At 69.6% G+C, this 20,958-nt stretch carries 16 protein-coding genes; 9 read left to right on the top strand and 7 right to left on the bottom strand.

Annotated features, from left to right (window positions below; genetic code table 11):
- Positions 1-199: 199 nt before the first annotated feature.
- Genes PHN62_RS08810 through PHN62_RS08820 form a run of 3 tightly spaced genes read left to right on the top strand, consistent with a single transcriptional unit; the run spans position 200 to position 4,122 of the window.
- On the top strand, positions 200-1,564 hold the full coding sequence (locus tag PHN62_RS08810) for a glutamine synthetase family protein (RefSeq protein WP_300149209.1): 1,365 nt from the start codon (positions 200-202) through the stop codon (positions 1,562-1,564).
- A gap of 33 nt (positions 1,565-1,597) precedes the next feature.
- Positions 1,598-2,974, top strand: a complete 1,377-nt coding sequence (locus PHN62_RS08815; RefSeq protein ID WP_300149211.1) for an aldehyde dehydrogenase family protein — start codon at positions 1,598-1,600, stop codon at positions 2,972-2,974.
- Between the two features lie 2 nt (positions 2,975-2,976).
- Entirely contained in the window at positions 2,977-4,122 is a 1,146-nt protein-coding gene (locus tag PHN62_RS08820) for an iron-containing alcohol dehydrogenase (RefSeq protein ID WP_300149214.1), read from the top strand.
- A gap of 72 nt (positions 4,123-4,194) precedes the next feature.
- Here the strand turns inward: PHN62_RS08820 and dhbA are convergent, their stop codons facing one another.
- From dhbA to PHN62_RS08850, 6 genes are read right to left on the bottom strand one after another with little or no spacing between them, the layout of a single operon-like run.
- Positions 4,195-4,962 carry a 2,3-dihydro-2,3-dihydroxybenzoate dehydrogenase gene (gene dhbA, locus PHN62_RS08825; protein WP_300149217.1) on the bottom strand — a complete coding sequence of 256 codons (768 nt, stop codon included), beginning with the start codon at positions 4,960-4,962 and terminating at the stop codon, positions 4,195-4,197.
- A complete protein-coding gene (locus tag PHN62_RS08830) occupies positions 4,962-8,921 on the bottom strand; it encodes an amino acid adenylation domain-containing protein (protein ID WP_300149220.1) in 3,960 nt (1,319 codons plus the stop codon). The genes dhbA and PHN62_RS08830 overlap by 1 nt, the downstream gene beginning before the upstream one ends.
- Before the next feature lies 1 nt (position 8,922).
- A complete protein-coding gene (locus tag PHN62_RS08835; RefSeq protein ID WP_300149223.1) occupies positions 8,923-9,159 on the bottom strand; it encodes a phosphopantetheine-binding protein in 237 nt (78 codons plus the stop codon).
- A gap of 13 nt (positions 9,160-9,172) precedes the next feature.
- Positions 9,173-9,808, bottom strand: coding sequence for an isochorismatase family protein (locus tag PHN62_RS08840; protein WP_300149227.1), 636 nt, complete (start codon positions 9,806-9,808; stop codon positions 9,173-9,175).
- Positions 9,805-11,433, bottom strand: coding sequence for a (2,3-dihydroxybenzoyl)adenylate synthase (locus tag PHN62_RS08845; RefSeq protein ID WP_300149229.1), 1,629 nt, complete (start codon positions 11,431-11,433; stop codon positions 9,805-9,807). Before PHN62_RS08845 ends, PHN62_RS08840 begins: the two co-directional genes overlap by 4 nt.
- Positions 11,430-12,635, bottom strand: coding sequence for an isochorismate synthase MenF (locus tag PHN62_RS08850; protein ID WP_300149232.1), 1,206 nt, complete (start codon positions 12,633-12,635; stop codon positions 11,430-11,432). Before PHN62_RS08850 ends, PHN62_RS08845 begins: the two co-directional genes overlap by 4 nt.
- A gap of 328 nt (positions 12,636-12,963) precedes the next feature.
- Here PHN62_RS08850 and PHN62_RS08855 point away from each other — a divergent pair, with 328 nt between their 5' ends.
- The 6 genes from PHN62_RS08855 to PHN62_RS08880 all read left to right on the top strand — a co-directional run bounded on the left by PHN62_RS08855 (position 12,964) and on the right by PHN62_RS08880 (position 18,845).
- Complete coding sequence (locus PHN62_RS08855) at positions 12,964-14,361, top strand: YncE family protein (protein ID WP_300149235.1); 1,398 nt, start codon at positions 12,964-12,966, stop codon at positions 14,359-14,361.
- Between the two features lie 141 nt (positions 14,362-14,502).
- Positions 14,503-15,036, top strand: coding sequence for a hypothetical protein (locus PHN62_RS08860; protein ID WP_300149236.1), 534 nt, complete (start codon positions 14,503-14,505; stop codon positions 15,034-15,036).
- A complete protein-coding gene (locus PHN62_RS08865) occupies positions 15,033-15,911 on the top strand; it encodes an alpha/beta hydrolase-fold protein (RefSeq protein ID WP_300149238.1) in 879 nt (292 codons plus the stop codon). The genes PHN62_RS08860 and PHN62_RS08865 overlap by 4 nt, the downstream gene beginning before the upstream one ends.
- Positions 15,908-17,002 carry an ABC transporter substrate-binding protein gene (locus tag PHN62_RS08870; RefSeq protein WP_300149240.1) on the top strand — a complete coding sequence of 365 codons (1,095 nt, stop codon included), beginning with the start codon at positions 15,908-15,910 and terminating at the stop codon, positions 17,000-17,002. The genes PHN62_RS08865 and PHN62_RS08870 overlap by 4 nt, the downstream gene beginning before the upstream one ends.
- The gene (locus tag PHN62_RS08875; RefSeq protein ID WP_300149242.1) at positions 16,999-18,066 is read left to right on the top strand and encodes an iron ABC transporter permease; all 1,068 of its coding nucleotides are present in this window, start codon (positions 16,999-17,001) and stop codon (positions 18,064-18,066) included. The genes PHN62_RS08870 and PHN62_RS08875 overlap by 4 nt, the downstream gene beginning before the upstream one ends.
- Complete coding sequence (locus PHN62_RS08880) at positions 18,063-18,845, top strand: ABC transporter ATP-binding protein (RefSeq protein ID WP_300149243.1); 783 nt, start codon at positions 18,063-18,065, stop codon at positions 18,843-18,845. The genes PHN62_RS08875 and PHN62_RS08880 overlap by 4 nt, the downstream gene beginning before the upstream one ends.
- Here the strand turns inward: PHN62_RS08880 and PHN62_RS08885 are convergent.
- The gene (locus tag PHN62_RS08885) at positions 18,842-20,953 is read right to left on the bottom strand and encodes a hypothetical protein (RefSeq protein ID WP_300149245.1); all 2,112 of its coding nucleotides are present in this window, start codon (positions 20,951-20,953) and stop codon (positions 18,842-18,844) included. The genes PHN62_RS08880 and PHN62_RS08885 overlap by 4 nt on opposite strands.
- Positions 20,954-20,958 lie beyond the last annotated feature (5 nt).

A 20,958-nucleotide genomic window follows, 5' to 3' on the forward strand; every position in this document is an offset into this window, starting at 1 on the left:
GCCCTCCGCCTCCGGAGCCCGCGCGCAAGCCTGGTCCGGGGGCTTCCGAAAAGCGGTTTCCAGTTTCCGGATTGCCCTCTACTATGCCCGGGGTCGGCGCGCGGAGGCCTCAGGAAGAGGCGCCCGGGGGGAGCGTCGGGCCGTTCGACGCGCCCTTGCAGCCGACAAGAGCGCCCATACAGAAGACATGAGGGGACGAATGCCGGGAAATCTGAGCTTCGACGAATTGCGCAAGGCCGTCGAGGCCGGGGAGATCGACACGGTGGTGGCCGCCATCGTCGACATGCAGGGCCGTCTGATGGGCAAGCGCTTCCATGCGCGCCATTTCGTCGAGAGCGCCTTTGCGGAGAGCCATTGCTGCAATTATCTCCTCGCGACCGATCTGGAGATGAACACGGTGGCGGGCTATCTCTCGACCGGCTGGCGCGCGGGCTACGGCGACTACATGATGAAGCCCGATCTCTCCACGCTGCGCCGCATCCCCTGGCTGGAGAAGACCGCGCTGGTCCTCTGCGACGTGCTGGACCATCACGGCCATCACGAGATCGCGCATGCGCCGCGCGCCATGCTCAAAAGGCAGATCGCCCGGCTGGAGGCCATGGGGCTCAAGCCCATGATGGCCACCGAGCTCGAATTCTTCCTCTTCGAACAGAGCTACGAGCATCTGCGCGACCAGGGCTTCCGCGACCTCAAGCCGGTCAGCGGCTACAACGAGGATTACGCGATCTTCCAGACCACCAAGGAAGAAGACGTGATGCGGGCCATCCGCAACGGGCTTTACGGCGCGGGCCTGCCGGTCGAGAACTCCAAGGGCGAGGCCGAGGCCGGACAGGAAGAGATCAACATCCGTTATTCCGACGCCCTCGACACCGCCGACAACCACGTCATCGTCAAGAACGGCTGCAAGGAGATCGCCTGGAGCAAGGGCAAGTCGATCACCTTCATGGCGAAATGGCGTCATGACCGGGTGGGCTCCTCCAGCCATGTCCACATGTCGCTCCGGGACGCCGGAGGCAATCCCGCCTTCCATGACCCCAGGGGCGAGCGGGGCATGTCGAAGCTCATGCGCGCCTTCACGGCGGGGCAGCTGGCCCATACGCCGGAGTTCATGGTCTTCCTCGCGCCCTATGTGAACAGCTACAAGCGCTTCGCGCGCAGCAGCTTCGCGCCGACCTCCGCCGTCTGGTCTCCGGACAACCGCACCGCCGGATACCGGCTCTGCGGCGAGGGCACGAAGGCCGTGCGCATGGAATGCCGCATCGGCGGCGCCGACCTCAATCCCTATCTGGCCATGGCGGCGCTGATCGCGGCGGGGATCTCCGGGGTCGAGAAGAAGATGAAGCTCGGCGAGCCCTTTTCGGGCGACGCCTACGACGGCGACGCGACGCCTCTGCCGCGCACGCTCAAGGAGGCTGCGGCGGCGCTCGAAGGCTCGGCGCTGATGCGCGCGGCCTTCGGCGAGGAGGTGGTGGAGCATTACGTCCGCGCCGCCCGCTGGGAGGTCGAGGAATCCGAGCGCGTCGTCAGCGACTGGGAGGTCGCGCGCGGCTTCGAGCGCTGCTGAGCCTCGCCGGGAAGAATTTCTGAGGAGACGAAGATGACGACCATCCTGACATGCGTCTCGCCCGTGGACGGCTCCGTCTACGCCGAGCGCCCCGCCGCCAGCCGCGCCGAGGCCGAAGCCGCCGTGGCCCGCGCCCGCAAGGCTCAGGCCGCCTGGGCCGCCCGTCCTCTGGCGGAGCGCGTGGCTCTGGTCTCGCGGGGGATCGAGATCCTCGGCGAGCGCAACGCCGAGATCGTGCCGGAGCTGGCCCGGCAGATGGGCCGCCCGACGCGCTACGGCGGCGAATATGGCGGCGTCCGCGACCGCACCGCCTATATGGCCGAGATCGCCGCCGCGACCCTCGCGCCCATCGAGATCGAGGAGAGCGCGAAATTCATCCGCCGCATCCGCCGCGAGCCTCATGGCGTGGTGCTGGTGGTGGCGCCCTGGAACTATCCCTTCCTGACCGCGATCAACACGGTGGTTCCGGCGCTGATGGCGGGCAACGTGGTGATCCTCAAGCCCGCGACGCAGACCCTGCTGACCGGCGCGCGGATCGTCGAGGCGCTGCATGCGGGCGGCGTGCCGGAAGACGTCGTGCAGAACCTCTATCTCGATCACGAGACCACCAGCGGCCTGATCGCCGCGCGGGCCTTCGACTTCGTGAACTTCACGGGCTCGGTGGCTGGAGGACAGGCCATGGAGCGCGCCGCGGCGGGCACCTTCACGCCGCTCGGGCTGGAGCTGGGCGGCAAGGATCCGGGCTACGTCATGGCCGACGCCAATCTGGACGCGGCGGTCGAGACCCTGATCGACGGCGCCATGTACAACGCCGGACAATGCTGCTGCGGCATCGAACGCATCTACGTCCATGAAAGCCTCTACGGCGATTTTCTGGAGAAGGCCGTGGCTCTGACGCGCGGCTACAAGCTCGGGAATCCGCTGGATCAGGCGACGACTCTGGGCCCCATGGCCAACCGGCGCTTTTCGGATCTGGTGCGCGCCCAGACCGCCGAAGCCGTGGCGGCGGGGGCGAAGGCCCATGTCCCCACCATGGCCGAGGACGACGGCGGGGTTTACCTCACGCCGCAGATCCTCACCCAGGTGAACCACGACATGCGCGTCATGCGCGAGGAGAGCTTCGGGCCGGTGGTCGGAATCATGCCGGTCAGCGGCGACGAGGAAGCCCTCCGCCTGATGAACGACAGCGCCTATGGCCTGACGGTCAGCCTCTGGACGCAGGATCCCGAGCGCGCCCAGCGGCTGGGGGCTCTGCTGGAGACGGGCACGGTCTTCATGAACCGCGCCGACTACCTCGACCCCGCGTTGGTCTGGACGGGCCGCAAGGACACCGGACGCGGCGGCGCGCTTTCGGTGATCGGCTATCACAATCTGACCCGTCCGAAATCCTACCACCTGAAGAGGCTCTGATCATGACGCGGGCGAACTGGTCCTATCCCACGGCCATCCGTTTCGGCGAAGGCCGCATCTCCGAGATCGGCGAGGCCTGCGCGGCGGCGGGCCTCAAGAGGCCTCTGCTGGTCACCGACCGGGGGCTGGCGGCTCTGCCCATCGTGGCGAAGACTCTGGGTCTGATGCGCGAGGCGGGCCTCGGCGAGGCGATCTTCTCTCAGGTGGATTCCAATCCCACGGAGAAGAACCTCGCGGCGGGTCTGGAGGCCTACAAGGCGGGCGGCCATGACGGCGTCGTGGCTTTCGGCGGCGGCTCGGGACTGGACCTCGGCAAGGCGGTGGCCTTCATGTCCGGCCAGACGCGACCCCTCTGGGATTTCGAGGACGTCGGCGACTGGTGGACCCGCGCCGATCCGGCGGGAATCGCGCCCATCGTGGCGGTCCCGACCACAGCGGGCACCGGCTCGGAGGTGGGGCGCGCCAGCCTCATCACCGACACCGTCACCGAGATGAAGAAGATCATCTTCCACCCGAAGATGCTCCCCACCGTGGTGATCGCCGATCCGGGCCTGACGCGCGATCTGCCGCCGAACCTCACCGCCTGGACGGGCATGGACGCCTTCGCCCATTGCCTCGAGGCCTATTGCTCGCCCTTCTTCCATCCGATGTCTCAGGGGATCGCGCTGGAGGGTCTGCGCATCGTGCGGGACTATCTCCCGCGCGCGGTGAAGGACGGCGGCGACATGGAGGCCCGCGCCCAGATGCTCGCGGCGGGGGCCATGGGCGCCGTGGCCTTTCAGAAGGGCCTCGGGGCGATCCATGCGATCAGCCATCCGGTCGGGGCGATCTACAACACGCATCACGGCGCGACCAATGCGGCGGCCATGGCGGCGGTGCTGCGCTTCAACCGTCCGGCGGTGGAGGGGCGGCTCGCTCAGGCGGCGGCTTATCTCGGGATCTCCGGCGGCTTCGACGGCTTTTACGAAGCCGCGCTGAAGCTCCGCGACGAGGTGGGCGCGCCCAGGAATCTGACCGAACTCAGAGTCCCGCAGGATCGTCTTGAAGAGCTGACCGCCAAGGCCCTCGAAGATCCGAGCGTGGGCGGAAATCCCGTGGCCATGACTCCGGAGAACACCCGCAAGCTCATCGAGGATTGCTTTATCTGAGCCAAGCGCAATCCGAAAAGTTGGCAGACTTTTCGGATAAATTGCGCGCAAATCTAAAGACGAAATCAGGCGTCACGCTTTGAGCGTGGCGCCTCCGTCGACATAGATCTCGGCCATGGTGACATGGCCCGCCCGATCCGAGAGCAGGAAGGCCGCCGCCTCCGCCACGTCTTCCGGCGTGGCGAGTTTGCCGAGCGGAATCCCGACCTTATATTGCTCCGGAAAGCCCGCGATCACCCGCGCGGCGCCTTGGTCGTCGGCCCACATGCCGGTCTGCATCGGCGTCAGGGTCGAGCCCGGCGCGACGATGTTCGCTCGAATTCCGAAAGGCGCCAATTCCAGCCCAAGGCAGCGCGTGAACATGGCCGAGGCCGCTTTCGAGGCTCCGTAAGCCGCCATGGCGTGACGCGGTACTCCGGCGGCGTTGCTCGCCACCGTGACGAGGGCGCCGCTTTTGCGCGGCTTCATGCGCTTGGCCAAAGCCCGCGAGACATGAAACACCCCGTCGACGTTCACCGCGAAGACCTGACGCCAGGCCTCGTCGGTCGTCTCCTCGACGAGGCCGGTGGTCAGAACTCCCGCGACGTTCGCGCCGCAAGCGACGGGCGCCCAAGATTCGGCGGCCTCCACCGCCGCCTCGACCGCCGCCGGATCCCGCACGTCCAGCGGATGAAGCCGCAGATTCTCGCCCGCCAGCGCCTCGATCTCCGGCGAAAAGCCGAGATCTGCCGCGAAGACCTTCGCGCCCTCCTCCAGCAGCAGCCGGACCAGAGCCGCGCCTATGCCGCGCCCGGCGCCGGTCACGAAAGCGAGCTTTCCCTCAAAGCCGGAAGGGCGCATCAGGCGTTTTCCTTATTTTGTGGGTCGCGCGATTGATCCGAAAACCGGTTCCCACTTTTCGGATCGCGCTCCTTATCAAAAGCCTTGAGCCGCTCCGCCAGAAGGGGCGCGATCACGGCCACGGCGGCGGGCGAAACAAGCTGAGGATGGAGGAAAGGCGCCTCCAGCTTCTCCAGCGCGGCGCAATGCGCCAGCCAGAGATCCGCCTGCAAGCCGGGATCGTTCTGGTGGTCAAGCCCGGCGCGGATATGGGTCAGGCGTCCGGGGAAGCGCCGATGCTCATGGCCGCGCACGAGGGCGTTGGCCCCGAGCGCCACCTTGACCACGCCTTCCAGAACCTCGGGCGGCAAAAGGGTCATCGGGCCGCCGCCTTTCTCGCGCAGATAAGCCAGAAGCTCGGCCCGGTTCGCCAGAGGCGGCGCCTCGGTTGGGTCCAGCCCCGCGATGGCCACGAAGGCCCGCAGAGCCTCGGCCTCGCTGGGTTCGAGGCGACCGCGCCAGACTTCGGCGGGATAGGAATCGAGCAAAGCCGCAAGCCCGACCTCCCGGCCCCGCTCCGCGAGCCTGGCCGCCATCGCCTGAACGATCACCCCGCCCACCGACCAGCCCGCCAGATGGATCGGCCCTTGCGGAACGGCCTCCGCGACGCGGGCGGCGTAATCCTCGGCGAGGGCGTCGAGGCTGGCGAAAGGCGCCGCTCCGGTGAGCGAAGGCGCTTGCAGCGCATAGACCGAACGCGCGGGCGCCAGAGCCTTGGCCAAAGCGCGATAGCCCCAGCCCAATCCCCCCGCCGGATGCGCGAGGAAGATCGGCGGCGCTTCGGGGTCGCCTTTGGCCAGCAGGAGCAGAGGCTCCAGACCTTCGGCGGGGCCCTCCGCCGCGAGGATGCGCGCCGCGATCTCGGCGAGGCTGGCGGAATCGAAGATCGCGCCCACGCCGGGATCCTTGCCGAAGGCCTCGCGGATGCGCAGAGCGAGGCGCATCGCCAGAAGCGAATCTCCGCCGAGCCGGAAGAAATCCGCCTCCGGGCCGGGGGGATGGGGAAGCTCCAGAACCTCCGCCACGAGACCCGCGAGCCGCGCCTCCTCCGGTGAGGCGGGACGGCTCGGGCCGCCTTCCTCCAGAGCGGGAGCGGGCAGGGCGGCGCGGTCCAGCTTGCCGTTGACGTTCAGCGGCAAGGCGGGCAGGGCGAGGAGATGGCTCGGGATCATGGCGGGAGTCAGGGAAGCCGCCAGAGCCGTCCGCAGCTGTTCGGCGTCATAGCCCGTCGCCGGGACCACATAGGCCGTCAGACGCTTGACGCCCGGCTGATCCTCGCGGGCGATCACGGCTGCCTCTCGCGCGAGGCCGGTCCCAAGGATCGCCGCCTCGATCTCGCCGAGTTCGATGCGCTGGCCGCGGATCTTCACCTGATGATCCGAGCGCCCGAGGAACTCCATGGCGCCGTCGGGCCGCCAGCGGGCGAGGTCGCCCGTCGCATAGATGCGTTCGCCGGGGCGGAAGGGATCAGGCGGGAAGCGCTCCGCCGTGAGGTCCGGCCGCCCGAGATAGCCGCGCGCCAATTGCACGCCGCCGAGATAGAGGTCTCCGGCCAGCCCGGCGGGCAGAGGCCGCAAACGGGAATCCAGAGCGTAAAGCCGCGTGTTCCAGACCGGAAAGCCAATCGGCACCGGCGAGGAATGGTCTTCGGGCGTCGCGGGCCAGAAGGTCACGTCCACGGCGGCCTCGGTCGGGCCGTAGAGATTATGGAGTTCGCCGGAAATCCGCGCATGGAAGCGTTCGCGCTGATCGGCGGTCAATTCCTCGCCGCTGCAAAAGACGCGCTTGACCTTCAGCCCCGCAGATTCCGGAGCCGCCAGAAAAGCCGAAAGCATCGAGGGCGTGAAATGCAGGGTGTCGATGCGCTCCTCGCGGATGATCCGCGCCAAAGCCGAAGGATCGCGATGGGCGCCGGGGGGCGCGACCACCAGAGTCTCGCCGCTCAGGAAGGCGAGGAAGAACTCCCAGACGGAGACGTCGAAGACCGCCGGAGTCTTTTGCAGGATGCGTTCTCCGGGGGCGAAGCCGTAATGTTCGCGCATCCAGATCAGGCGGTTGACGATGGCCCGATGCTCGATCATCACGCCCTTGGGCTCTCCGGTGGAGCCGGAGGTGAAGATCACATAGGCGAGGTTCTCCGGCCCTGTGGCAGACGGCGGAGCCTCGCCGGTCGTCGGCCATTGGTCGGGCGTCAGGGCGGGGAAGCCTGCGAAGGCCTCGGCGTCTTCGGCGCGGCGGAGCGTCAGGACCGGGGCCGCGAGATCCAGCACGCGTTTGCGGCGGGCGGGCGGATGCTCAAGGTCGATGGGCAGATAGGCCGCTCCGGCGCGCTGAATCGCCAGAAGCGCCACGATCAACTCCATAGAACGCGGCAAAGCCACCGCCACGACCCGATCCGGCCCCGCGCCCAATTCCTTGAGCTTCGCCGCCAGAGCGCCCGTGCGGGCGTCCAGCTCGGCGTTGGTCAGGCTGAGGCCCTCGAAGCGCAGGGCCTCGGCTTTAGGGTTTTCGCGGAGTTTGTCGAGGATCAGATCGATGAGCGTCCGGTCCGTCGGGAAAGGATGCTCCGTGGCGTTGACGTCGATGAGGAAGCGCCGAGCCTCGGCGGGGCTGGCGGTCGGCAGATCCGCGAGGCGCTCCGCCTTGAGCGCGCCCTCCAGAAAGGCGAGGAAGCGATCCGCATGGGCCTCGGTCTCTTCGGCGGAATAGAGGGCGGGATTGGAATCCGCCTCGAAGATCGCGCCTTCATGAGCGTCGCCGCGAAAGCTGAAGGTGAAGTCCTCCACCGCGCCCGCGCTGAGGATATGGAGGCGCGTCTCCAGCCCCGGCATTTTCGGCGCCGAGTCGAAAGGCTGGATGTTGATGAGCGGACCATGCAGCCGCCGCCCTCCGCCGATGCGGCCGAGGTCGCGGCGCAGAGCCTCGGCGCGATAGCGGCCATGGCGACGCAAGGCGATCAGGCTTTTCGAAACGCCCTTGAGCCAATCGCCCAAAACCGCTCCTTCATCGGGGATGATCCGCAGCGGCGGGACGTTCATCGCCATGCAGGGCAGACGCGCCAGAGAACCGCCCAGCCGCGCCATGAAGGGAACGCCGAGCACCGCCTCCGGCCCGCCCGTGAAACGCTGGACATAGGCTCCGGTCAAAGCCGTGACGAGATCCGGCCAAGTGGCGTTTCGGCTGCGGGAGAAATCGCGCAGGCGGGCGAGGAATTCGGGCGGCAGAAGCCGCGTCGCGCGATGGAAGCCATGGCCCGAGACGGCGCGTCCGGGCTTCATCCCGAGCGCTTCGGGAGCGCCCTCCATGGCGGCGCGTCCCCATGCGGCGTCCTGCTCGCGGCGGGCTGAGGCGCGATATTCGGCGTCGGCCTCCAGAGCCAGACGCAAGGGCCCGAAATCCGGACCCGCCGCCGGGCCGCCCTTCAGGGCCGCGTAACGCTCGGCGGCGCGATCCGTGACCAGCGCCATGCCATAGCCGTCGAGGCAGAGATGATGCACGCGCTCATACCAGAAGGCGCGCTCCGGCCCGAGGAGATGCAGATGAAAGGCCGCCGTGGCGTCGCGCGCCAGATCCAGCGGCTTGTCGGAATCCGCGCGCATCATCGCCAGAGCCGCCGACTCGGGATCGGGGGCGCGACGGTGGTCGTGAACCGCCAGGGCGGGGAATTCGGGCGCGAGGCGCTGGCGCGGGCCTTGCGGCGTCTCCCGGAAGCGCAGGCGCAGAGCCTCGGTTTCGGCGATCATCCCGCCGACGGCCTCCGCGAAGGCCGCGACGTCCAGAGGCCCGAGGATCTCCAGATATTGCCCCGCGTTGAGGATGGGATTATCCGGGTCCATCGCCTGAAAGCGCCAGAGCCCTTCCTGAGCTTCGGTCAGAGGCTGGCCTTGGGGCGCGGTCAGGTCGAAAGGATCCGTGGTCATGTCAGGCCGCCTTCGGGCGGGCCTGGACCAGGGCCCACCATTCCGCCAGCGTCGATTTCTCGGCGAATTCCGCGAAGCCCGCCGCCGTGCCGAGTTCGCGCCAGAGGAGCGTCAGCTCCATCAGCCGCATGGAGTCGAGGCCGAGATCCATGAGGTTCTCGTGATCGCTCACGGCGTCGGGTTCTTCGTGGATCTTGGCGGCGACGTCGGCGCGCATGCGCTCAAGGGTCAGGGCCATGGCGGCGCTCCTGTCAGGCGAGGCGGTTCAGGGTCTGGGCGGTCGAGAGGACGCCCGCGCAGCGTCCGGCGGCCCATTTCAGAGCCATGTCCTGCTCTTCGCGCGAGAAATCCGCGAGGGCGTCGGCGATCATGAAGGCCTCGACGTCGCGCTGGAAGGCCTCGACGGCGGTCGCCATGCAGCCGATATGCGCGTAGATCCCGGTGATCAGCAATTGATCCCGGCCGCGCACGCGCATCAGGCTTTCGAGATTGCTCCGCTGAAAGGCGCTGTAGCGATGCTTCACAAGGGTGAAGTCGCCGGGCTGGGGCGCAAGCTCGGGGAGGATCTCCTCATGCTCGGGCGTATGGGACATGCCCGGCCCCCAGAGATCGGCCTGAAGGCCCCGGTCGCGACGATCCTGATTTCCGATCTGGGCGGTGTAGAAGACGGGGATTCCTCTGGCCCGGCAATGGGCCGCCAGACGCGCGATGTTCGCCAAGGCGGGGGCCAGAGGCGACTCGCCGGGGGGGAAGATCCGCGCGAAATAGCGCTGCATGTCATGGATCAGCAGCGCCGCGCGGGCGGGTTCCGGAACCCAGGGCCCTTTCGCCGTCGGGAGTTCGGCTTCGGTCGGGAGGGGATAGGGCGCGATCTGCGGCAGACTCAATTTCCGGCCTCTTGTTCAGCGAGATAACGCGCGCGGAGCGCCGCCCGCAGCGCCTTGCGGCTGATCTTTCCGACGGCGGTCGTCTCGAAATCGGGGACGAAGACCACCTGATCGGGAATCTTGAACCCCGCGAGCTCGCGGCCCCTCATGAAGGCCTTGACCTGCGGCCCTTTCAGAGCCTCGGCGCCGGGATTGCGGATGACGAAGGCGCAGATCCGCTCGCCGAGAGAGGGGTCCGGCAGAGACACCACCGCCGCGTCGAAGATCTCGGGGTGGGCGAGGAGGTGGTCCTCGATCTCCTCGGCGGAGATCTTTTCGCCCGCGCGGTTGATGTGGTCCGTGGCGCGGCCCTGAACCACGAGATTCCCCTCCGGCGTGCGCTTGACCACGTCGCCGGTGCGATAGAAGCCGTCGGGAGTGAAGCTGCGGGCGTTGGCGGACTCGTCGTCGTGATAGGCGCGGATGGTGTAGGGGCCGCGCGTCAGCAGATTCCCCGGCTCGCCTTCGGGAACCGGATTCCCCGCGTCGTCGAGGATCAGGATCTCGTCGTCGGGGCTGATGGGGCGGCCTTGAGTCTCCAGCGTGACGGCTTCGGGATCGTCGAGGCGGGTGTAGTTCACCAGGCCCTCGGCCATGCCGAAGACCTGCTGCAGCTTGCAGCCGAGCGCCGGGCCGATGCGCCGCGCCGCCTCCGGGATGAGCTTGGCGCCTCCGACCTGCAGCACCTGCAGCGAGGACAGATCCTCGGTCGCGGCCGACGCCGCCTGAGCCCAGAGCAGCGCCAGAGGCGGCACCAGTCCCGTGATGGTCACGCGCTCGCGGGCGATGAGGGGAAAGGCGGCCTCCGGGCTGGGGCTCGGCGCGAGCGCCACCTTGGCCCCGACGCAGAAGGCGCCCATGAAGCCCGGCGAGGACATCGGGAAGTTATGCGCCGCCGGAAGCGCGACCAGATAGACGCTGTCGGGCGTCAGGCCGCAGATTTCGGCGCTGGCGCGGAAGCTGTAGATGTAGTCGTCATGGGTGCGCGGAATGAGCTTCGACAATCCCGTGCTGCCGCCCGAAATCTGGAGGAAAGCCACCTCCGAAGGCGAAGGCTCCGGCTCGCCCTTGAGCTTCTCGTCCGGGAAGGCGCGGAAGTCCGTGAATTCCTCCGCCTCGCCGAGGATCACGGTCCTGATCTCCGGGCGCTCCTCGCGCAAAGCCCGCGCGAGGCCGCGATGATCGAAGCCGTCCCAGCGATCCGCCGCCATATAGCCCACGGCCTCGCTTTTCGTCGCGAAATGGCGGATCTCCGTCAGGCGATGGGCGGGCAGGGCGTAGACCGGAACCAGCCGCGCCAGAAACAGCCCGAAGACCACGCTGAAGAATTCGGGGATGTTGGGCAGATGGACCACCACCCGGTCCCCCGGCTCCCAGCCGAGCGCCCGGAATCCCGCCGCCGCGCGTTCGGCGCGGGCGAGAAGCTCGGCGTAGCTCCAGCGCTGATCGCCCCCCACCACGGCTTCACGGTCGCCATGCCGGGCGGCCAGAGCCCGGAGCATCCCCGGGAAGCTCTCGCCGCGCCAATAGCCCCTGGCGCGATAGAGCGAGGCGAATTCCTCCGGCCAGATCTGCTGAGGTCTCACGCCGCCCTCTCCGCCAGAGGCCGGCCCGTCTCGTCGACTCCGAGCGCCCGCAGCATGGTCACCAGCTTGGCGGAGGTCTCTTCGGCCTCGGCCGCCGGATCGGAGCCCGGCACCACGCCCGCTCCGGCGTAGAGCCGCGCCTTTTCGCCCGCGATCTCGGCGCAGCGCAGCGACACATGCCATTCGCCGTCGCCCGCCTCGTCGAGCCAGCCCACGGCGCCTGCGTAGAATCCGCGGTCGTAGCCCTCCAGACGCGAGATCGCCCGAGCCGCCGCCGCCCGCGGCAATCCGCAGACCGCCGGAGTCGGATGCAGATGCGCCAGAAGCTCCGCGACGGGGACGTCCTCGCGCAATTCGCCCTCGATCCGCGTGCCCAGATGCCACATGGCCGCCGTCGCGCGCAGGGAAGGCGACTTCGGCGCGTTCAGCCGCAGACAGAGCGGCGCCAGGGCGTCGGCCACGGCCTCGACCACGGCGGCGTGCTCGCGCTGATCCTTCTCGGAGGCGAGCAGCCCCTCGCTCTGGCGACGATCCGTCTCGGGATCCGCGCCGCGCCGCGCCGAGCCCGCCAGAGGATGCGACGCCACCATCCGCCCCTTGCGCGAGACGAGCAGCTCCGGCGTCGCGCCGAGCAGCGCCCTCGGCGGCTCGCCGAGCCCCGAGAGCGGCGCGCAGAAGACCGTCACGCTCGGGTCTTCGCCCAGCCGCGCGAGCAGGGCCTCGCGGTCGATGGGCCGGTCCGCCAGAATGGCCACGCTCCGCGAGAGCACCACCTTGCGCAGTTCGGCGTCCTCCTCGCGGCGGAGGAGCTTCAGCGCCTCGGCCACGGCCTGCATGTAGGCGGCGCGGCTCGGCTCGGGCGAGACGCCCCAGGGAGAACCGCCCTCCGCCAGAGGCGGCGCGGCGCGGCGCCGGAATTCGGCGGGCCCTTCGAGCCTGCGGATCTTCTCGGGCTGATGGAGCCGGTCATGGGCCTCGCGGTCGAAGGGCAGGGCGCCGAGCAGCCGTCTCGGACCCTCGGACTCGGCGGCGAAGAAGGTCGCCGCCCGCGTCGCCAGAGTCTCCACCGGGCCGCCCGGCAGAAGCCGCCGGAAGCCGCGCGCCGCAAGCCCGCCTTCGGGGCCTTGCAGGGCGAAGGCGGTCGGGTCCTCGCCCACGACCTGACGGGCGGGCTCAAGAGGCGAGATCGGGCTGGGAGCCATGGCCGGGATTCCTGAAATCTCCGCCGCGGCGCGAAGCCTCGGCGTTCCGATCTTTTGACTAGTCTATCCGAGAATTTCGGTCAACTATGACCCGCCGCGCCTCTCGGCCCTGTGATTCGAGCCTTGGAGGCCGGCGAAGCGCATGGGATTTCCGCAACTTCGCGAGCCTTCCCCATGAGGGAAAAAAATCTTGACAGAATCCGTCGGCTTTGGATCTAAGGCGTTCACGGCCCCGGCTCCGCCTTCTGCGCGAGCCTGAAGGCGGCGAAGGCGCGGGGCCTCGGCCTCCCTTCGCCGGACGGACAAGATCATCAGGGAGATTCGAGCGATGGCCTCCAGACTCAAGACGTCCTTCCGGGGCGCCGCCCTTGCGGCCCTCCTGCTCGGGCTGAGCGCGCCCGTCGCTCCGGCTCAGGACGCCGGACCCCGGCTGAGCGCCGGTCCCGCCGCTTCGGCGCGTTCCGTGATTCCGGGCGGCCAGGCCAAGGTGAGCGGGACGGGCCTCAAGCCCGGACAGGCCGTCAGCCTGACCAGCGCCGCCCTCGGCGGAGCGGCTCTGGGCGGCGGGATCGCGGACGCCGAAGGCAAGTTCGAGACGGTTGTGACCCTGCCTGCGGGCGTCGCGCCGGGAGATCACCCCGTGCAGGCGGCCCTGAGCAATCCGGCGGGCTCCGCGACGCTGAACCTGCATGTCTCGCCCCATTTCGACCTCGCCGGACAGGAGGCCTTCGACCTCTTCGGCCGCAAGACCTCGCGCGGGCTCTACCAGACCGCCTACAGCCCGAAGACGGGCAAGCTCTTCGCGACCTCCGCGGTGGGGCGTCCGCCGGTGAAGGAATCGGAGCTTCTGCGCCTGAACCCCCAGACGCTCGAAGTGGAGGCCCGCGTCACGCCCGCCGAGGCGCCCGCCCGTCCCGACGGCTCCGCCTGGGGCCTCTACGCCGTCTACGGCCTGGGCCTCGACGACGCGAACGGCAACATCTGGGTGAGCAACACCCGTCAGGACACGGTGGCGGTCTATCGTCAGTCCGACCTGTCGCTGGTCAAGCAGTTCCCGCCCGGCGCGGCGCTCCATGCGCGCGATCTGGTCGTGGACGAGGAGCGCGGCCGCGTCTACGTCTCGACGGCCCGCGGCGGCTCGGCGCTGGAGGTCTTCGACGCCAGGACGCTGGAGCATGTCGGAACGACGCCTCTGGTCTCGAAGGTCCCCGGCAAGGAGTTCGTGGCGATGAGCCTTGAGCTCGATCCGGTCAACGACCGCCTCTATACGGTCAGCATGCCTTCCGACGAATGGGCGGCGGTGGATCTGCTGACGGGCGAAGTGGCCTATGTCGGCCCGGTTCCGGGCGCCAGGGGCGCGAGCGGCGTGGCCTTCGATCCGCAGACCAACCGCCTTTACGTCGCCTCGCAGGAGAGCGACAATCTGGTGATCCTCGACACCACCACCAACGCCGTGGTGGCCGACGTGCTGGTGGGCGCCATCGCGCTGAACGTCGCCTTCGAGCCGAAGAACCGCCTCGTCTATGTGGCGAATCGCGGCGCGGGGACCATCACGGTCCTCGACGCCGAAGGGAAGCGGCTGGGCGATCTGCCGGGCGGCGTCTACGCCAACCACGTCTCCGAAGACGGGCTGGGGCATGTCTATACGACGGATCGCGCCATCGACGACAAGGATCCGGCGGGCGACATGATCCGCCGCATCTCGCCGAAATCCGCGAGCCGCTGATCCCTTGGGCGGCTCGGGCCCTCCTGGAGCGAAGACGCCGGATCTCCCTCGCCCGAGCGGGGGAGGTTCGCGCTATCGTCGGGCCGGTTTTCGTTTTAAGCTCCTTTGCGCTTCAGGCGGGAATGTCGGAGGAGATGCAACATGACGATCTCGGGATTTCTTCATGGGCTTCGCGGCTCGTCGGCGTCGGGAGCCAAGGCCCTGCTCCGGGCGGCGGCTTTCGCGGCGTTTGCGGCGCCGCTGAGCGCGCCTGCGGCCTTTGCGCAGGTCGGGCCGGGCGGCTTTGGCTCCGGGCCTTCGGGAGGCTCGCTCTTCATGCCGCACGGCCAAGGCTGGGCGCCGCATCATCCGGCGGCGCTCGGCGGCGAGATCACGGTCGGCGGCATCATGCTGCCTCCCCCTCCGCCCCGGCCGACCAGCGACGGGCTCGTCGGGAACGAGGAGGGCTTCTATGCGAAGCCCTATTCGCCTCAGTCTCGACAGCACGCCGGCGAGATCACGTTCGGCGGGATCGTGCGGCCTCCCCGGCCGACCAGCGACGGGCTCGTCGTCGATCCTGCTGTCTCCGACTTCCCCATCATGAGGATGGCCCCTCAGGAGGGCCGGGCCTTCAGAGAGAGCTTCGGGGGCGAGGCCTCCGGCGCTCTCCCGGCTCCGGGAGCCGCCGGGCCTTGAGCGAAGTCTCTCTTCCCCGGACGATGACGCTGGATCTTCCCCGCGCGGGCGAGGGAGATCTGCGGGCTTTCGTGGGCTGGCCCGAGGAGCCTGCGCCGCCCGAAGGCTGGCCGGTGGTCTATCTGCTCGACGGCGAAAACTACTTCGCGCCCATGCTGGCTGCGGCGCGCTCCCTGTCGCTGCGCCCGAAGACGACGGGCGTCGAGCCCGCGCTGATCGTCGGGATCGCGCCGCAGGAGGACGAAACCCGCGACGAACGCGAATTCCGCCGTTGCCGCGACTTCACCCCGCCCGCCCCGCGCGAGCTGCTTCCGGCGCGTCCTCATGGGCGGCCCTGGGGCGAGACCGGAGCGGCGGGCGAGCTGCTCGACTGGATCGAGGACGTGGTCAAGCCGCGGGTCGAGGCGAAATTCCCCGTGGACCGCAGCCGTCAGACGCTCTTCGGCCATTCGCTCGGGGGGCTCTGCGCGCTTTACGCGGCCTTCCGCTCTCCGGAGCGGTTCCAGCGCTACGCCGCCTCCAGCCCCTCCATCTGGTTCGCCGAACGCTGGATTCTCAAGGCCGAGGCCGAATTCCCGGCGCGTCTGCGGGTTTCGCCCCATCCGGTGCTGCTGAGCCTCACGGTGGGGTCGCTGGAATCGGAGCCGCCCGAGCATCTGCGCGCGGGAACCGACCCCTACGCCCATTGGGTGCGCAGGAACCGCATGGTCGAGAACCTCATGGAGATGGGGCGGCGGCTCGCGGCGCTGGACCCCGGAAAGCTCGAGGTGGTTCAGGCCGTCCTCGAGGGCGAGAACCATCCTTCGGCGGCCTTCGCCGCCCTGAGCCGCGCCTTGCGCGCGGCGCTCCGGCCGGAAAGGGCTCTGACGACATGACCTATTGGAGACGGGCGGCGGGCGCCTTCGCTCTGGCTCTCCTGACGGCTTTCCCGGCGGCGGCGGAGGTCCGCACGGAGGACCTCACCGGGCGCGAGGTGGTGCTCGCCGAGCCCGCCAGACGGATCGTGCTGGGCGAGGGGCGGCATCTGGCGGTTCTGGGGCTCACGCATGAGGATCCGGCGTCTCTGGTGGCGGGGTGGCGTCTGAGCAAGCCGCTCGACGAGGGCACCCTGGAGGCCTGGCGGGCGAAGTTCCCCGAGATCGACGCCATCCGCGACGTGGGCGGCGCCGGGCGGGATCTCTCGGTGGAGGCGATTCTCGCGGCGGATCCGGATCTCGTGGTGCTGCCTCTGGCGGATTCGGGCGCGCCGGGCCTGCTGCGGGCCCGCGAGCGGCTGGAGAAGGCCGGGGTTCCTCTGGCCTATGTGGATTTCTTCACCCATCCCGAATCCAACACCATTCCGAGCCTGCGCATCCTCGGGACGCTCACCGGCTCCGAGGCGAAGACCGAGGAGTTCATCGACTTCTACGAGGGCAAGCTCAAGGCGGTGCGGGCGGCTCTGGACGACCCGGAGCTTCAGCGCCCGAGCGTGTTCTTCCACGTCCATGCGGGCGGAGAACGCTGCTGCTCGACGGCGGGCGGGGGCGTCTTCAACGACTTCATCGAGATGGCGGGCGGCGAGAACCTCGGGGCGGATCTGGTGAAGGGCGTGGTGGGCGACGCCAGCCTTGAATCCGTGCTGCTGGCCGATCCGGATTTCTACGTCGCGACGGGCGGCGCCCATATGGCGGCGCGGGGCGGTCTGGTGCTCGGGCCGGGGGTCTCCGAGGAGACGGCGCGGGCGGGGCTGGACAAGCTGCTCGCCTCGCGGGGCATCGCGCAGCTCACCGCCGTGGAGCAGGGGCGGGCGCTCGGCGTCTGGCATCTCTTCAACGATTCGCCTCTGCATGTCGTGCTGATCGAGCTTCTGGCGAAGACCTTCCATCCCGACCGGACGGCGGATCTCGACCCTGCGGCCACCCTCGCCGAGATCGAGGCGCGGTTCTCGCCGGTTCCCACGCCGGGGATCTACTGGCTCAAGCCATGAGCGCCCCCGTCCTGACCTCCGCCGCGGACGAGGCCCTCGCGGCCTGGAGCCGCCGCAATCGCCGTCGGGCGCTCTGGACGGGGCTGCTCGGGCTTCTGGCTCTGGCGGCGCTGACGCTGGATTTCTTCCTCGGCACGGCCATGACTCCGGGCGAATCCTGGAACGCGCTCTGGGGCATCGGCGGGGCCACCTCGCGTCAGAGCTTCATCATGCATGACCTGCGCGCGCCGCCCGCCCTGATGGCGGGTCTGGTGGGGGCGGCTCTGGCCCTGGCGGGCGCCGAGATGCAGACCCTCCTCGACAATCCCCTCGCCGAGCCCTTCACGCTGGGAGTCTCCGGCGCGGCGGCTCTGGGGGCGGGGCTGGCTCTGGCTCTGGGCCTGCGCCTGCCTTTCGTGCCGCAGGAATGGGCCGTTTCGGCCAACGCCTTCGTGATGGCCTGCGCGGCTCTGGGGGCGCTTCAGGCGCTGACGCGCTGGCGGGCGGGAGGGCCTCAGACGCTGATCCTCTTCGGGGTGGGGCTGGCCTTCGCCTTTTCGGCCATGGTCTCGCTGACGCAATATCTCGCCTCGCCGGAGGATCTCCAGCAGCTCGTCTTCTGGACGCTCGGCAGCGTGCAGGGCGCGAGCTGGGCGCAGGTGGCTCTGATGGCGGTGGTTCTGGCGCTCTGCGTTCCGTTTTCGCTGCGGGCGGCCTGGCGTCTGACGGCGCTGCGGCTGGGCGCCGAGCGGGCCGAGGGCTTCGGCGTGGACGTCGGACGCCTGAGGCGGGGGGCTCTGGCGCGGGTGAGCCTGCTGGCGGCGGCGGCGGTCTCCATGGCGGGGATCGTGGGATTCGTGGGCCTGGCGGCGCCTCATGTGGCGCGGCGGATCGTGGGCGAGGATCACCGCTTCCTCCTGCCTGCGAGCCTCTTCTGCGGGGCGGCGCTGATGTCCTTCGCTTCGGCGGCGATCAAGATCATGGCGTCGTGGAACGGGGTGGGGCTCCTGCCCATCGGGCTGATGACGACGCTGATCGGGCTGCCGGTCTTCTTCGCCCTGATCCTCAGGAGGCGCGCGGCGTGAGGGCTTCCGGAGATCTGGCCGCGCGAGGCCTGAAGGTGCGCTATGGGGCGCGCGAGATCCTCAGGGGTCTGGACCTGCCGCCGCTTCATCCCGGCGAGTTCACGGCTCTGGTGGGGCCGAACGGCGCGGGAAAATCGACGCTGCTGCGGGCTCTGGCGCAGCTGGTCCCCTGTCAGGGGGAGGTGCGTCTGGGCGAGGCCGACCTGAAGAGGATGAGGCCCGCCGAGCGGGCGCGTCTGATCGGCTTCATGCCGCAGAGCCTTTCCGCCGCCGAGGGCCTGAGCGTTCTGGATTCGGTGGTGGCGGCCATGCGGGCGGGAGGCGAGTCGATTCCCGTGGCCGAGGCGGCCCGCAGCGCCTTCGCCATTCTGGAGCGGCTGAGGATCGGCCATCTGGCGCTTTCGGCGCTGGACAAGCTCTCCGGCGGACAACGCCAGATGGCGGGTCTGGCTCAGGCTCTGGCGCGCGATCCGGAGGCCCTGCTCCTCGACGAGCCGACCAGCGCGCTGGATCTCGCCAAGCAGATCCAGCTTCTGGAGGAGGCGCGGCGCCTCGCGGGAGAGGGGCGGATTCTCGTCGCGGCGCTGCATGACCTGACCATGGCGGCCCAGTGGGCGGACCGCATCCTCATCCTGCGCGAAGGGGAGCTCTGGGGCCATGGAAGGCCGGAGGAGGTCCTGACCTCCGCCATGCTGGCGGAGGTCTACGGCGTTGCGGGCCGCGTCGAGCGTTGCGCCCGGGGGCGGCTGCTCGTGCTGGCCGACGGAAGACTGAGCTAACGCCCCTCGCGCCGCCAGGCCGCAAGCAGCAGGCCCGCCGCGATCAGCAGCGCCAGCCAGGCCGGCGGCAGAGGCGTCAGGCTGGCCGCGCGCAACACCGAAGCGTCGCGCTCCACCAGACCGATCCAGCCCCGACCCTCCGTAGGGCGGCCCTCCTGCGCCCGGCGGATGTCCGGCAGCCCCTCGGCGACGCGCAGGGAGGCGCCTCCCGTGGCGTCGAGAAGCGGGCGGAAGATCTCGTCCGTCGAGACGGCGTTCTCGAATTCGCGCGGACTCGCGCCGCCCACCGCCGCCAGAGTCCGCCATTCGCCGTCCGTCACCACATGCACGCCCAGTTCGGGCGTTTCGACCTCGGCGCGCCAGAGGCCGGGCCCCGCCGCCTCGAAGGGCGCGAGCAGCTCGACCCCCGAAGGCGTGACCACCCGCGCCCGCTCCGGGCCCTCCTCGGCGAGGCTGCGGCGCGTGACGCCGATCCGCGCGCCCACCACCTCGGCGATCAGCGCGTCCTCTTCAAGCTCCGGCTCCTTCATGAGCCAGTGCGCCAGACGCCGGAACAGCTCCGCCTGAGGCCCGCCCCCCTCGAAGCCGCGCGCCCAGAGCCAGATCGTGTCCGAAGACAGCAGCGCGACGCGCCCCCGTCCCACGCGGTCGAGGATCAGCAGAGGCTCGCCTTCGGGCGATTCCATCAGCGCGGTCGCCTCTTCGCGCGGCTCCACCTCCACGATCCGCAGCCAGGAGCCCCAGCCCGGCGCGCCCGCGCTCTCCTCCGAGGGCGGCCAGGCCCGCGCGAGGTCGGAGGTCACCGGATGACGCCCGCCCAGAACGGTCAGCCGGGGGCGGAAGGCGCCCTCCAGAAGCCGCCCCGTCGGGCGCGCGGGCAGAGTCGCGCCGAGGGGGCTGCGTTCGAGGCTGTCCACCCCCGCGAACTCCGGACCCGCCGTGATCAGCGCCGCGCCGCCCGCGCGGATGTAGCGCGCCACGTTCATGATGTAGGTCGGGTCGAGGATGTCGCGCTCGGCGTAGCGGTCGAAGATCACGAGGTCGAAATCGTCGAGCTTCTCCATGAAGAGCTCGCGCGTCGGGAAGGGGATCAGCGACAGCTCGTCCGAGCCCGCGCCGGGATCCTTCTCGATGGGCCGCAGGATGGTGAAATGCACCAGATCCACCGCCGGATCCGCCTTGAGCAGGTTGCGCCAGGCGCGTTGCCCCGCATGGGGCGCCCCCGAGACCAGCAGCACCCTCAGCCGCTCGCGGGCGGCGCGCAGGGTGAAGGCGGCGCGGTCGTTGCGCCCGGTGAGCTGCCCCGCCAGAGGCTCCACCGAGACCTCCACCGCGGCCAGGCCCGGCGCGTTCACCGTGGCCATGATCGTCTCCGAGACTCCGAGCGTCACGCTCTGCTGGACGGCGATCTCGCCGTTGACCCGCACGTTGACCACCACGCTCTGACCGGGCCGCGTCGGCGCCGCGCCCTGATCCTCCACCCGGATGCGGATGGGGATGTTCTCGCGCACCACGGCGAAGCTCGGGGCGCTCTCCAGCAGCAGGCGGCGGTCGTATTCGCCCGCCCGGCCCGTCGAGAGCAGATGCACCGGCGCCGGAAATCCCGCCAGAGCCGCGTCATGGGCGCGGCCGTCCGAGACCACCACGGCCCCCGCGATGCGCTCGGGATCGGTCTCGGCGAGGATCTCGTTGAGCGCGCCGAAGATCGGCGAGCCGAGGTCGTGGCCCGCGGCGTTCATCGCCGAGCTCACGCGGATCACCTTCAGCTCCATGGGGCGTTCGAGGTTCATGCGCTCGACGGCGGCGCGCATGGCGGCCTCGGCGGCGGCGAGCCGTTCGGGGCGTTCGTCCACGCCGTCGCTGGCGGTCTCGTCGAGGATCAGCGCCGCCACCGAGGCCCGGGGCTCGCGCAGCTCCTTCACCAGCGAGGGCCCCGCCAGAGCCGTCAGCACCGCCAGCCCCGCCGCGAAGCGCAGCCAGACTCCCGGCGCCCGCCGCCAGAGCCCCAGCGCCAGAAGCGCCAGAACCAGAGCCGCCAGAAGCCCCAGCGCCCAGAGCGGGACCAGAGGCGCGAATCGCGCGCCGGTCCAGGTGAGTTCCGCGTCCAAGCTCG

Source organism: Neomegalonema sp., from assembly GCF_028688855.1.
In the GTDB taxonomy this organism is placed as follows: Bacteria; Pseudomonadota; Alphaproteobacteria; order Rhodobacterales; family Rhodobacteraceae; genus Neomegalonema.